Genomic DNA, 13,399 nt, shown 5'->3' with positions numbered 1-13,399 from the left:
AATTGTAAACATATCTTTCTCCATAAAAGTATTTTACCATATCCATAATAATATATCAAACATTTGTTCTGTTTTATATTAAAAAAATTGCGCGTCTAACTCATCACTACTACAATATATTTATGGGTAATCCCCTTACTTCCAGTAAGGATTTATCCATCTCATTACTTAAACTGTTAGAATGTAGGATGCAATGGTATATCGACTTCATCACTTGGACCTCGCGTCCGTACTTTAGACTGATAACCGGCTCCTCATTCACAGTGTTCGTTTTATGCAGGTTGAACCACATTAGGTGCATTCGTGTCACACACAGTAGTTTGAACAGGTAATGAGTAAAACTGGTATTTATCCATTGTAATATTTTTTAAGGAGTGATAAATTTATGAACGCAGTAGGTATCGATGTTTCAAAAGGTAAAAGTATGGTTACAATTCTGAGACCATTTGGGGAGATTGTATCCTCTCCTTTTGAGATTAAGCACACATCCAGTGATATCCATTCACTTATTAAACTTATTCATTCTATCGAAGGTGAATCCCGGGTTGTAATGGAACATACCGGCCGCTACTACGAAGCACTTGCTCACCAGCTTTCAGCAGCAGATCTCTTTGTCAGTGCTGTTAATCCCAAGTTGGTCAAAGATTTTAATAACGATTCTCTTCGCAAAATCAAGTCCGACAAAGCTGATTCTGTCAAGATTGCCCGCTACGCTCTTGACAAATGGCAAAGTCTTGAACCGTATAGTATTACAGATGAATTACGCGCTCAGCTAAAGGTCATGAATCGTCAGTTTCATTTCTATGTGAAACAAAAAACGGCTATGAAAAATAATCTTATTGGCCTCATTGACCAGACCTATCCAAATGCAAATACTTATTTCAATAGTCCCACCCGCAGTGATGGTTCCCAGAAATGGGTTGATTTTGTCTCTACATACTGGCATGTAGATTGCATTCGTAAAATGTCTCTAAACGCTTTTGTTGAACATTATCAGAACTGGTGCAAGCGCAAAAAATATGCCTTCAATAAATCAAAAGCGGAAGAAATTTACACCAAAACAAAGGAACTTGTTCCAGTATTTCCTAAGAATGAAATAACCAAACATATCATCAGACAAGCTGTCGATCAGCTCAACAGTACTTCCGTTACTGTCGAAACAATACGCACTCTCATCAACGAGACTGCCTCAAAGCTTCCTGAATACTCAATTGTCATGCAGTTTAAAGGGATTGGTCCATCTCTCGGTCCACAGCTTATGGCTGAGATCGGTGATGTAACCAGATTCACGCATAAAGGAGCCCTTACTGCATTCGCCGGAGTTGATCCTGGGGTAAACGAATCTGGTTCCTATGCCCAAAAAAGCGTCCCAACATCCAAACGTGGATCTTCAAATTTAAGAAAGACTCTTTTTCAAGTAATGGATGTTCTTATCAAAACCATGCCTCAGGATGATCCTGTATATCAATTCATGGACAGAAAACGCACCCAGGGTAAGCCTTACTATGTTTATATGACTGCAGGTGCTAATAAATTTCTCAGAATATACTATGGACGAGTGAAAGAATATCTTTCTGTTCTTCCTGATCCAAGCTAATTCAAAACTTTTACTTTCAGACCAGCACTGGTTGTGGTGGCCTTATTTTAATGCCTAATTTTTAACCTGTAAAGTTTTTTAACTTTCTTCAATTTTAGTATTGACTTTTTATTTGCAGGCTAAAGTAACGAGAATGCGACGCACAGTTTTCAAAGCGATAGCTTTTCTGCCGTAATCCAAGATAAGAGCAATAGGCTGCTTCTGCAATACTTTCTTTTCGGTGATACAACCGTAGCATTCCCTCTTTTTCTTTCAGCGATTGACACTCCCCACAGCTAAAGCCTTAACTTGACCCATATTTATACAAGATAATTTCGATAAGCAAGCAATGAATATAGTACATCCAGTCCTTGCCAGATAGAACGTACTCCGGGCATACCATCGCTCGGTGCACCTTTCGTCCATCCAAGAACTCCCAGATCATAAATTGCTTCTTTAAGTGAATACGATTCAGGAATTTCCTTGCTTTTTCTTGCGCAACAACATAATACTTTCCATTCCTCTTCAACAAATACGATCCCACTTGAAATTTCCGGACATATTTTCCCATGATAAGTCAGATTTAATATCTGCATTGCAATGACAGAATATAATAACGTTAGAAAGCTTAATCTCCCATATTCCCTTGCCTGGTTCTTTTCTATTTTGCACCCACTCTTTAATATAAAATGAAACCGTTCTATCTTCCATCTGTGTGCATAACACTGTACCAGCTTTTCTATTTCTTTTTCGCTCTTTACCGTTACCGTTGTCAGCAGAAACCATTCTGTCCCCTTTTTCCCGGATTCATGCACATAGATCGCTGTCAGCTCCAGCTTTTCCCGTAAATGCTTTTCCTTTCTCCTTTGAGGACGGTAGATTGTAACCTTTTTGCAATGGTAATCCATTTTTATATTTCTTGATGGGATATGCTCTTTGGGATTCCGGCTCATCCGGGCAACCATGCTTCCTGCCACTGGGGAACTACGTAATTCATGAAAGATCTTTTTCCCATCATCTACCATACGATTTTGTACGATCCGGATCAGAAAATTTGCTTTCAGATCCGCTGCTTCTGAGAAAAATTCATAGAAATCACCTTCCCGGTCACATACTGTTAATATTGGGATATCCGCTGGCATTCTCAGCAGTGTCTCACACATGCTGTCCAGCCATCGGAAATTTTCTTTTTCCTCTATTGGTCTGGAACGTTTTTGCTCTTTTGTCTGGGAATCGTCCTTCGGCTTTTCCCGTGTATTTGTCTCCTGGTAGATAATACCCAAAGGGATCCCCTGGTCTGTCACGGCGATGCAAGAATGGACCAGCATTCCCCTTTGCTTCGTACTGCAATAGTATCCCATTCCCTGGATCGCTTTCCGGTCTCCAAATCCAACAGCGGTAGTATCCTGAACAGCTAAGATCCACTCTGCATCTGCACATTTTATTTTTTCTACAGTTGCTCTGGATATGCTGTCAAGTAATTCATCTTTGGATATCTCGCTATTACTAAAGAAACGGTATGCCGCTTTGGCAGAACTTCTGGAGCCGGTAGCTGCCCAAGTAGATTTTCCGGGCGATGCTGCAAAAGCGTCTATGATCTTGAAGAAACGTGACTTCAAACGCTGGTCAGTAAAATTTATGTCCACAAAATCTTCTTGCCAGTTCTTGTATTCCGCCGTCATTTGGATCTCCCCTTTTTCTTTAGTATAACATGGGAACATATAAATATCTATGATTACTTATGGGGCAAGTTAAGAGCTAAAGCAAGGAGTTTTACGACGCATTGGATAAAAAACGGGTATCCGTATAAGCAGTTTCAACCACTTATTTCGGATACCCGTATATATTGTTCGTTATTATTTCAGCGAAGAGGCAAAGGAAACCATGTAGGAAAAGATTAACCGGATGCTGGTTACAGAAGCAAGCCGACAGGAAATGTAGCTGAGCGAAGTGACTTGACTGAGTAAATTGAAATGGAAATATGTCTGATAGTGTGATATGATTTGAATGGCAAAAGATATTTTAAGAAACAGACATGCTAGCGTTAAGTTTGCTAAGGAGAATAATATGGAATGGTTCGGAATTGTAGCATTGTTGCTGTTACTTTGTTATTCGGCGTATCCGGGAAAAGTAAAGCGTTTAGAAACGAAAGTAAAACGATTGGAGAAAAAGCAGAGAGGAGTGGCATATATGTCAAAGCTGATTAATGATCTTGTAGGAAAACAATGTATTATCAGATCAGAGTTCATTTTTAGTTTTGCAGGAAAAACTGAATTATCCTGCAAGATCATAGACGCAGATGATGAATGGATAAAAATTTGTTATACAGAGAAAAAAGATAAGCAGGTAGTTAAGCTGATGCGAATTGAAAATATTGAATCAATAGAAGAACAGTAAGTTCTATTTTAGAAATTCAGAGGAGTAAAGAGCATGGATTATAATTTACAAAAAAATCAAAATGCAGAACAGACGTATCATTCTATTCGTAATTCTATTGTGTCTGCACAACATCGCTTAAGCACAGCGGTAAATTCCAGTTTTTGAAACTGAGAAATCGGAAGTTGTGGAGGTAGAAAAACATGTATAGAATATATAGTGCACTTATCGAAATTGTTGCGGCAGCTGTTTTTATAATTCCTATTTGGTGCATATATAACAAGTTATGTTTTCATAGCTGGAAACGAACTATTATTTATATGGTATTTGGGTTTTATTTTACTGCAGTCTTAGCACTTGTAGGCTTTCCTAATATAGCATCTCTGAAAATTGATTTTGCAGTGAACGTTATCCCGTTTTTGGATATGGTTTCGGATTTCATTAATGCTTGTTTGAATATACTTTTATTTGTTCCATTTGGTTTCTTTTTGCCGATATTGTGGGATAAATTTAGAAACATTAAAAATATTGCCTTAATGGGATTTATAGTTACAAGTTTAATTGAAATCACAAAGTAATTTTTGATTATCTTTTCAAAAGTTCTTATATGCCGGTATAGCCTATTGTTACAGGCTTTTCCGGCATTTTTTGTTATGGAAGATACTCTCAAATCTTCTTATATCCCCGTATGTTTTGATGTTCAAAAGTAGTATGTGGAGTAGTAAATTCTCCGTTTACTACTTATGCAATTAGCCGCTTCATTTCTGTTATCGACGTTTCGGAAGTCGTATGCGCGTAATAGTTCAGCGTCATATTGATGTTGGAATGTCCCATGATGTACTGCAATGCTTTGGGGTTCATTCCCGCATTTGCTAACGTGGTGCAGAATGTGTGGCGTAAGGTGTGCGGTGTCATTACTTTTGGCAATGCTACCTTTTGCGTTTTGTTGTATTTCCTCACAAGTCCTCGGAACATACTTTCATAGTTGACCGCCACTTTTGGCAAGCCGTTCCGGTTAAGGAACAGAAATTTTGTGTAGCCCTCTAAAATAATAGGCTGTGCATATTTCCGTTTGTTCAGCACCCGCTGAAATGCTTCCAACACTTTTTCACTCATAGGAATAACCCGGTTGCCGCTTTTCGTCTTAGGTGTTTCCACATAGTAGCCCACGTCTGCAATTTTCAAAAGTTGGTGGTCTACATTGATAAGCTGTTTGTCTAAGTCAATGTCAGCTTCCGTCAGTCCGCAGAGTTCCGAAATGCGAAGCCCTGTCCCTAACAGTATGATAATCTCGTCGTAGTATTTCTGATAGACTTTATCATGCTGCACAAAGGACAGAAAAGCCGCTTCCTGCGTAGGGGATAGAGGTTCCTTTGGTTCCGTATCATCTTCAAGGACGGTGTTCAACTGGAAGTCAAATGGATTTTTACGAATACAATCGTCCTGTATGGCTGTGTAAAAGGCAGCCTTTAAGGAACGCTTGTGGTTGTTAATAGTCTTGAAGCCGTAACCTTTTTCTTTCATGCGTAACGCCCATTCCTTTGCGTCGGAGAGCTTCACATTTTCAATCCGACAGGCTCCAAGTTTATCCTCCTGCAAAATCCGCATGAGCTGTTTTCGCCCCTGCTTTGTACCATGCCGCACATTTGCCCGGTGGCGTATCTGCTTTGCGTAGAGTTGGCAGACCGTCATTTTCTTTCCGATATGGTCGATACCGTCGTCAAGGTCTTTTTGGATTTCTTTCTCTTTTTCCCTCAACGCTATATCGTCGCGCTTTCCTGCCGGGGTTTTGTCCGTAGGCACTAACTTCCAAGAATAAACAAACTGCGGTTTCCCAAAGGTATCTATATATTTGTAGGCATATCTTCCGTCTTTTCTCTGGCTCTCTCCGGTTCGGAGAATACGATTTTTATTATCCCGTCTTTTTTCCGACATCGTTATGCTCCTTTCCATAATGGAAAGAGCCTTGATATGCTTGACTACATTGTACCACATTCAAGGCTCGATTTCACTATCAGATTGCGTCCACCGTATCAATCATTTTTTCAAACTGCTTACGCTTAATCTGAATACGGTTTCCGTTCATCATTACCCAGTCCGGGACGGGATTTTCTTCTGCCAGTTTCCGCAGCTTGCTTTCTCCGATACGGAAATATTTTGCTGCTTCTTCTATGGTAAGCGTGTACTTTTCCCAAATCGGCACGTCGTTATTGTTCAATTTGTCGTCCCCCTTTCTTAACGGGTCAAAAATCAATCTGTGACATAGGCTTTAATCGGACGGCTATTAGCGTAACCTCATGGGAGTTGCACCCCTCCGGCGGTCTGCCGAAGCCCTACCCATTGCCTGCGACGCTTCTAACGCTCGGACTATGGCTGTAAGGAAGTATCATTATATATTCTGTGCGTTATCGCCCGCAGGGTGCTATCCCTACTTTACGGTGTGGTATTTCTCGCTCGCTTTTCGGTTAAGAAAAAGGTCATGGCGTACCCACCGCATGGCTCGGCACAAAAGGAACGTATCCGATTTGCCTTATGCTGCGTCGCCGTTCTCTTGCGTCGCTTTCTTTGTCAAGGTTCAAAATGGCTGTGCTGCCGCGTCAGCAGCGGAACGGAAAAGGGGGAGTAAAGACGTTCCACCGCCGATTGCGGTTATTTTTCTGTTCTAAAATTGAGGACAGCCATCATCAGTTTGGCTTGCAGCCGTTCCCGAATGTCGTTGTCTATACCAAAATAAACATTTCCACGCTCGTCATATAACTTTCGCATGGATAAACGGGCTATATAACCGCTGAAATGCTGCAAGACCATTTTCATAGCGTCCGGGTCGCCCTTTGTCGCTGCCACAATGACAGGATAAGGAACAAGGGCATTTTCAGGGTAGCCGGGTTGATTACCATTCGTCCCATTCATCAGCATTTTCCTCCAAATATTTTCTTAATTGTTCAAAAGAGCTTGTCCGTCTGTACTGTATTGTACTTCTCGGTGTATTGAGCAACTCTGCAATTTCTGTATCGCTCATTCCCTCGAAATAATACAGCAATATGGCTTTGCGCTTTTCTTCCGGCAAAGTACGGATTGCTTCAAGAAGCAACTTCGGCGTGATTTTCTTTCCGGCTTTTTCAAAGACGGTTTCAGCAGTTTCCCGTTTGAAATATTCATCAAAGGTATGTAGCTGTCGCGCTTCATCTAAGGTCATGTCGGAAAAGGTTACTTCCTTTGCCTTATGTGTACGAAGCTCTCTATGAGCGTCGCACGCTTCATTGTGCAATACCGCATTGCAATACTTCTGAAAAGAACATTGCTTATAAAACTCCCTGCTATTAGGTTCCACATTCTCACCTCCTTTCTCGTTGAAAGTTGGTGGTGCTTCCCCCTTTTCGCGGGGTAATACGGAGCTTTGAAAAAATGCCAAATATTTTCGGAAATTTTTTCAAAAATTTTTTTAAGCATACAAAATGCGCCCGTCCGCAAAAAAACGCGGACAGGCGCATAGGAATAATAAAAAGTATTTAGATGATTTAATAGTTCATATCTAAGGGTAGGAATATCCCCGGTGGCGGTCGGGCTTTTTTTGATAAATCAAAGAATGTAAGAATTTGTTGTTGTGGTTTATAACTCATGGCGGCTACCTCCTAAAGCCGCCATGTCTACATGGTTAAGGGTCGTCGTACAGACAAAAAGAAACGGCGGCTCTGAAAATCAAAGCCGCCGAAATAGAATAGGCGCGTGAAAATATGGCTGCTCTGCGACGGCTTTTTTTCTTTGCCGTCGTCCGGCAGATGTTGGTTGTATCATTACTTATTTTTGATTGTTTTTTTAGATATTAAAATCAAGACAGAAAACAATCCACAAAAGAACAAACTCATAAGGCTAATAATGATTTCTCCAAAGGTGGCAGAATAATAGCCGGAAATATTGAATGTAGCAGTAATAGGATAGCAAGCCGAAAGAACATCGGATATACTTGTGAATAATCCTGCAAAAGAATAAATTACTGTAAAAATCAAAGCAAGCCAATAGCCTTTCTTTATTCTTGATACAACCGCAATAACAGGTGCAATAGCAAAGAAAATCCCAATGCCGTCAAGTAAATAGATTTTGAAAAAACTTAAAATCATTTTGATAGACAAGCCCCTAAAATGTAAAATAACTTCAACTAAAAATGTAATGCCGAAAAGCAGCAAATAAAAGAGTACGCTAAATGCAAAAGTAATAAGTAATTTTGCAATCGTCATTTTAGCTTCACTTATAGGAATTAAACGTAATGATTTAATAGTATCTTCTTGTTCCTCACGACAAATCATATAGCTCCCCAAAAGTGCAATAACCGCAGGAAGAACAAAAAAAGTTGCTAAAGACTGTGCTGCGTTCATAAACCACCCTGCGTCATCTATATAGCGTTTTTCCCCAAAAGAAAACTGCCCTTGAGTAAAAACAATAATTGCAACCATAATAACTGCGAATATGGCGACCAACACAATTTTTGAACGTCGGAGTTTTTGATGTTCTGCCCAAATCAATTCTTTCATCATTCAATCACTCACTTTCTATGCTTTAAGGAAATGTACGCAAATACGATAGAAACAATAGTCCATATACCGATACAAAAAAGTGCAGCCGGAATATTGACTTCCTGTGCCAAAATAACACCGGGAATATCTCGCATGATAATTGCTGTTGCACTGGATAGAGGGTGTAGGTACATATTAACCATAAGCAAAATAAAGCTAAGAAAGGTGTAAACCAGTGTCACACATACAGGGAGTATATAGTTCTTCCCGGCAGCTGCAACCGCTAAAAGTGGTAATATGGAAAATGCGGTAAGTATGGCGATTTCAATACATTTCTTAAATAGATAACTGATACTATTCCATTCAAAGGTTATATAACCGGGAAGCATACCGAAAAATACAGACGCTATGGCTGTAAGCAACATAAAACAAACGGAATAAGACAGTACAACAATAAATTTGCTAAAAAAATATCCTGTCTTGCTAATCGGTATAATCCACAACTGTTTGAGCATATCGTTTTGATTTTCGTCATACATGAGCATAGTAGAAACCAAACCCAATACAACAGGAAGTATAATCCAAGCTGTATAGCTGAATGTAGTCCACTTATAAAATTGTAATGGTTCAATAACTGTTTTATCAGCACTTCTGAAATAAAAAACTGCAAGAAGTGGCATGAAAAGAGCGGATAACAGCATTAACACAATAAATTTTTTTCGACGCAGTTTAAGAAACTCTGCCTGTATCAGCCTAAGCAATTCCTTCTCCTCCTGTGATTTTTTTGAAATAGTCCTCTAATGTATCATTGCATAGCTGAGAACTGATAACAGCTATATCCTGTACCACAAGAGCTTTATTGACAGCAGCCATATCCAACGAAGTGTCATAAATCCGCAGGGTGTGTTCGTCCTGTACGGAATATTCGGTAACCCCAAACTGCCTTTCCAAAACAAGAGAAGTTTTCGGTATATCAGAAACTTGCAGAAGTATATACTTACTGTTTTTCTTTTGTAGCTCATTCATGCTGTTTTCTTCCAGTAGTACACCATGGTCAATAATGCCGATGTCATCAGCCAGTAGTGCAATTTCGGACAGAATATGACTGGAAATAAGAATTGTTTTTCCGCGCTCGATACTTAAAGTCTTAATAAAGTCCCTTACTTCTGCAATGCCTATCGGGTCAAGACCGTTTGTGGGTTCATCTAAGATTAGCAGTTCAGGGTCATGTAAAATAGCATTTGCTATTCCAAGACGCTGCTTCATTCCAAGAGAATACTTGCTAAACAATTTTTTGTCCCGATAAGGCAGACCGACAATCTCCAAGGCGTTTTTTACTGCATTTGGCGCAGCAGTACCGCGCAGTTTTGCAAATATCTCCAAGTTTTCCGTACCTGTTAAATTCGGATAAAAGCCGGGTGTTTCAATAATAGCACCAATCCGGGGATATACTCTTTTTTCCCTCCCTTTGATATTTTGACCGAATACGTCTACTTCGCCGGAAGTAATATCGGTCAACCCCAAAATCATTTTCATAATTGTGGTTTTACCCGCCCCATTACGCCCCAACAGCCCATATATCTGTCCTTGTTTCACATGGATATTAACAGAATTGACTACCGTTTGCTCTCCATAAGTTTTTGTCAGTTGTTTTGTTTCAATTACATATTTATTCATCATATATCCTCACTTTCAATAGGTCTGTTTCCGCAATGCAAGTACGGAAACAATGGCTGAAATACTTCCAATTACCAAAAGAGAAATTAAACAGATATTCGGAGATATAGTTATTTCTATTCCTCCCGCCCATTTCTTAACCATTTCTGCTGCGTCAGATGAAATATAGGGATAAATTCCCATAACACTCGCCAGTGGGTGCAGTCCCATAATCCCCGACGGAATAAGCACGACAGGCACAAGATAAAGTAATGCAGCCCCAATCGGTAGAACATATCCCCTTGCCAATGTTGCTAAAAAAATAACGGGGAGCATTGCAAGTGGAACTAACACGCCACCGGCTAAAAATAATAATCCCGCCTGTAAAATTGTTTCCGTATTCAAATCTGTAAAGCCGCCTGCAAGAAAGCCGCCAAGAATACAGATTGCAAAAGTAAGCAGACATAGTGCTAATGACATAAAAATTACCACTGCTATCTTTGAAAAATAAAGTTGCGTTTTGGAAATCGGAATAATCAGAAGTCCTTTTAAGGTATCATTTTTCTGTTCATCAAAGAACAATGTGGTTGCAAACATACTCAACACAATAGGCAGAAACAAACTTGTAAGGTTCTTAAATGCCAATGTGTATAAATCACTAAAACTATTCATTAGTGAGCTACTTCTTGATATACTGAAAGCACGTTCAACTGCGAATATTCCTAAAATTGCAGTTAGAATAAAGATACCTAAGACTGTCTTATTGCGTTTCCATTTCAGCATTTCAGTAGAAATGATAGTCATTGTCTTTTCCTCCTTTCTACCTCCCATTATATAGTATCAACCTTGCCATAACCTTGCCGAAACCTTGCTTTTTTCTTGTTTTATAGCAGGAAAGCCCCGCATTATTTACAGGGCTTTGGGAAGCAATATAGTAAATACAGTCCCTTTATCAGAGCTGTTTTCAGCGGTAATGGTTCCTTTGTGAACACTGATAAGCTCTTTAGCAATCGCCAGTCCTAAACCATTTCCCTTTGCAGACCGCGACTGGTCGCACTGGTACATTCTTTCAAAAATATGTGGCAGCTTATCGGGAGCTATTCCTTTTCCATTATCTGAAATTATAATTTTAGCTTGTTGTATATCTTCACAAATATGCAGTGCCATTTTATCTCCCGCACTATGGATAATAATATTTTGAAAAAGATTGTTAAGTACGCGGGTATATGCGTTTACATCTATGTGAATAAAATACTCTGTTTCGGGTATGACAAACTCATATTCAAAATGATTGCTTTCTAAGACGGGAATCCAATCCGCTATAATGTTGCGGGATAACTCGTTAAGGTCAAATTTTTCAAAATGAAAAATCTGCTCTCCGGAATCCAGTTTTACCCATTCAAACAAATTTTCCACAAAGGATTTCATATAGTGGGCTTTTTCATGTGCGACATGGATATATTCGTCCTTTTCCTCTCCAATAACAATTTTGTTTTCAACCGCTTCCAGATAACCTACAAGAGAAGCAAGCGGGGTCTTTACATCATGTGAAAGACTTGTCATCAGCCGTTTATATGCCTGTTCAGATTGTCTTTGCCGTATAAGCTGCGCCTGACTGTTTACTGCTATTTTGTTAATGTCATAGCAAATTGTTTTTGTCATATCGTTTTCGCCTGCTAAAATACGTCGGTTCAAATTCCCGCCCTTTATATCCTCTAAGGCGTCTTTTATCAGCGCAAGCTGTGTCCGCACACGCCGTAAGACAAAAAGGAGATACATAATAATAAGCAGCATAAGGGCTATCACTATGAAAAGATAAACATTTATATCCATGTTACGCCTCCTTGTTAAAACGGTAGCCGACACCCCGGACAGTTAAAATGTAAAAGGGGTGGTCGGGGTCTGGCTCAATCTTTTTCCTTAATTTGCTAATAAAAGACATAATATTGCTATCATCAAAAGCGTATTCTTCCTCCCATACCTGTGAATAAATTTGTTTTTTGGTAAATACTCGTCCTTTGTTGGAAGCAAGAAAGAGAAGTAAATCAAATTCTTTTCCTGTAAGCAAAACGGGAATATCTTTGACCGTAACTGTACGATTTAATTTGTCAATTACCATATCTTTCAACGATATGCTGTCTATGTCTGCCGTAAAGGGGTTTAAGGTGGTATATCGCCGGATAAGAGAATTGACACGCGCCAAAAGCTCGTTAATACCAAATGGCTTTGTCAAGTAGTCGTCTGCTCCCAGTCGCAGACCGAAAACTTTATCTTCTTCGCTGCTTTTTGCAGTAAGCATAAGCACCGGGATATTGCTTGTATCTCTAATTTTTTGGAGAATCTGAAACCCGTCTATATCCGGCAGCATTACGTCCAAAATAATAAGGGAATAGCTATCTTTATTTTCATCAATTAGACGAACCCCCTCAATACCGTTATATACAGTTACGGCTGATAATTTTTCCTGCTCTATGCACTTTTTCATAAGAGCGCAAAGCTCTTTATCATCATCTATAATCAAAACTTTATTCATGGTGCAGCTCCTTTCCTCGTTTTGTTCTCCCGTCAATCGGTTTTTCAGCGTCCTTTGGTATCAGCCACATATATCCAAGTTTTGAAACACCCGGTATGCGGTTTTCTCTGCAAAGTACCTGTACCCGCCTTTCAGAAATTCCCCATTTCTTCGCTGCTTCGGGGCAAGACATATATTCCATAACACCCAAGTCCTTTCTACAAATCATATCAGTATAATTATAGTCGGACATACGAATAATAGCAAGTATATAAATATGAATTATTATGGCTAATTAGTGGAACTGTATAGACATATCCAAGAAGAAAGGGGAACAGTAAAATGTAACTGGGTGAATAAATATGGCAAAAAGACCAGTAGAAAAATATGACTTCAAAGCCTTTGGAGAAGCGATAAAAGCTGCGCGGACAGGACGCAAGGAAAGCCGCAAACAGGTAAGTGATGAAATGTATATTTCCCCTCGCTACCTTGCGAATATTGAGAATAAAGGACAGCACCCCAGTCTGCAAATCTTTTTTGAGCTTATGCTCCGTTACAATATATCCGTAGACCAGTTTCTTTTAGATACGCCCGTCGGAAAAGATACAAAGCGGCGGCAGCTCGACGCTCTGCTTGATGATATGAGCGATAACGGCATACGGATTGTAACAGCAACCGCAAAGGAAATTTCAGAAGTCGAAAAAGAGGACAAATAGAAACGTCCGGCAAAATTGAATATGGATTTTCGGAAGCGTTGTAATCTTTTTT

The 13,399-nt window shown here is 39.5% G+C and carries 16 protein-coding genes; 4 read left to right on the top strand and 12 right to left on the bottom strand.

The genetic code is table 11. The annotated features are described in order from the left end of the window. The first annotated feature begins 385 nt into the window (after positions 1-385). Entirely contained in the window at positions 386-1,597 is a 1,212-nt protein-coding gene (locus DXA55_RS15040) for an IS110 family transposase (RefSeq protein ID WP_117805401.1), read from the top strand. Between the two features lie 299 nt (positions 1,598-1,896). Here DXA55_RS15040 and DXA55_RS15035 read toward each other — a convergent pair whose 3' ends face one another. Next, the gene (locus DXA55_RS15035; protein WP_117805400.1) at positions 1,897-3,258 is read right to left on the bottom strand and encodes an IS4 family transposase; all 1,362 of its coding nucleotides are present in this window, start codon (positions 3,256-3,258) and stop codon (positions 1,897-1,899) included. A 325-nt stretch (positions 3,259-3,583) separates the two neighbouring features. On the opposite strand from DXA55_RS15035, the gene DXA55_RS15030 reads away from it, so the two are divergent. After that, positions 3,584-3,973, top strand: a complete 390-nt coding sequence (locus tag DXA55_RS15030; RefSeq protein WP_227083217.1) for a hypothetical protein — start codon at positions 3,584-3,586, stop codon at positions 3,971-3,973. Positions 3,974-4,155: 182 nt separating this feature from the next. Further along, on the top strand, positions 4,156-4,530 hold the full coding sequence (locus tag DXA55_RS15020) for a VanZ family protein (protein ID WP_117814545.1): 375 nt from the start codon (positions 4,156-4,158) through the stop codon (positions 4,528-4,530). Between the two features lie 163 nt (positions 4,531-4,693). Here DXA55_RS15020 and DXA55_RS15015 read toward each other — a convergent pair whose 3' ends face one another. The 11 genes from DXA55_RS15015 to DXA55_RS14960 all read right to left on the bottom strand — a co-directional run bounded on the left by DXA55_RS15015 (position 4,694) and on the right by DXA55_RS14960 (position 12,833). Beyond that, positions 4,694-5,887: a site-specific integrase gene (locus DXA55_RS15015; protein ID WP_055152828.1), complete on the bottom strand. Its 1,194-nt coding sequence runs from the start codon at positions 5,885-5,887 to the stop codon at positions 4,694-4,696. A 79-nt stretch (positions 5,888-5,966) separates the two neighbouring features. Next, the gene (locus DXA55_RS15010) at positions 5,967-6,170 is read right to left on the bottom strand and encodes an excisionase (protein ID WP_009905235.1); all 204 of its coding nucleotides are present in this window, start codon (positions 6,168-6,170) and stop codon (positions 5,967-5,969) included. A gap of 431 nt (positions 6,171-6,601) precedes the next feature. Continuing rightward, complete coding sequence (locus tag DXA55_RS15000; protein WP_005933821.1) at positions 6,602-6,862, bottom strand: helix-turn-helix domain-containing protein; 261 nt, start codon at positions 6,860-6,862, stop codon at positions 6,602-6,604. Beyond that, positions 6,843-7,283, bottom strand: coding sequence for an RNA polymerase sigma factor (locus tag DXA55_RS14995; protein WP_021421424.1), 441 nt, complete (start codon positions 7,281-7,283; stop codon positions 6,843-6,845). The genes DXA55_RS15000 and DXA55_RS14995 overlap by 20 nt, the downstream gene beginning before the upstream one ends. A gap of 463 nt (positions 7,284-7,746) precedes the next feature. Then, on the bottom strand, positions 7,747-8,484 hold the full coding sequence (locus tag DXA55_RS14990; RefSeq protein WP_005933814.1) for an ABC transporter permease: 738 nt from the start codon (positions 8,482-8,484) through the stop codon (positions 7,747-7,749). Between the two features lie 8 nt (positions 8,485-8,492). Next, the gene (locus DXA55_RS14985) at positions 8,493-9,224 is read right to left on the bottom strand and encodes an ABC transporter permease (protein ID WP_021421426.1); all 732 of its coding nucleotides are present in this window, start codon (positions 9,222-9,224) and stop codon (positions 8,493-8,495) included. Next, positions 9,217-10,140 carry an ABC transporter ATP-binding protein gene (locus DXA55_RS14980; protein WP_021421427.1) on the bottom strand — a complete coding sequence of 308 codons (924 nt, stop codon included), beginning with the start codon at positions 10,138-10,140 and terminating at the stop codon, positions 9,217-9,219. Before DXA55_RS14980 ends, DXA55_RS14985 begins: the two co-directional genes overlap by 8 nt. 15 nt (positions 10,141-10,155) lie before the next feature. Further along, positions 10,156-10,923, bottom strand: coding sequence for an ABC transporter permease (locus DXA55_RS14975; RefSeq protein ID WP_117814544.1), 768 nt, complete (start codon positions 10,921-10,923; stop codon positions 10,156-10,158). A 105-nt stretch (positions 10,924-11,028) separates the two neighbouring features. Then, positions 11,029-11,952: a sensor histidine kinase gene (locus DXA55_RS14970; protein WP_005933807.1), complete on the bottom strand. Its 924-nt coding sequence runs from the start codon at positions 11,950-11,952 to the stop codon at positions 11,029-11,031. A 1-nt stretch (position 11,953) separates the two neighbouring features. After that, positions 11,954-12,652 (bottom strand): response regulator transcription factor, encoded by a 699-nt coding sequence (locus tag DXA55_RS14965; protein WP_005933804.1) that lies wholly within the window; start codon positions 12,650-12,652, stop codon positions 11,954-11,956. Next, positions 12,645-12,833 (bottom strand): helix-turn-helix domain-containing protein, encoded by a 189-nt coding sequence (locus tag DXA55_RS14960; protein ID WP_025578756.1) that lies wholly within the window; start codon positions 12,831-12,833, stop codon positions 12,645-12,647. The genes DXA55_RS14965 and DXA55_RS14960 overlap by 8 nt, the downstream gene beginning before the upstream one ends. Positions 12,834-12,993: 160 nt before the next feature. Between DXA55_RS14960 and DXA55_RS14955 the strand changes: the two genes are divergently transcribed. After that, the gene (locus tag DXA55_RS14955) at positions 12,994-13,347 is read left to right on the top strand and encodes a helix-turn-helix domain-containing protein (RefSeq protein WP_005933802.1); all 354 of its coding nucleotides are present in this window, start codon (positions 12,994-12,996) and stop codon (positions 13,345-13,347) included. Positions 13,348-13,399: the final 52 nt, after the last annotated feature.

The organism is Blautia sp. OF03-13 (assembly GCF_003460685.1).
Lineage (GTDB): Bacteria > Bacillota > Clostridia > Lachnospirales > Lachnospiraceae > Fusicatenibacter > Fusicatenibacter saccharivorans.
The sequence above is the reverse complement of the archived record's forward strand: the minus strand, read 5'-3'. Positions and strand labels throughout refer to the sequence as shown.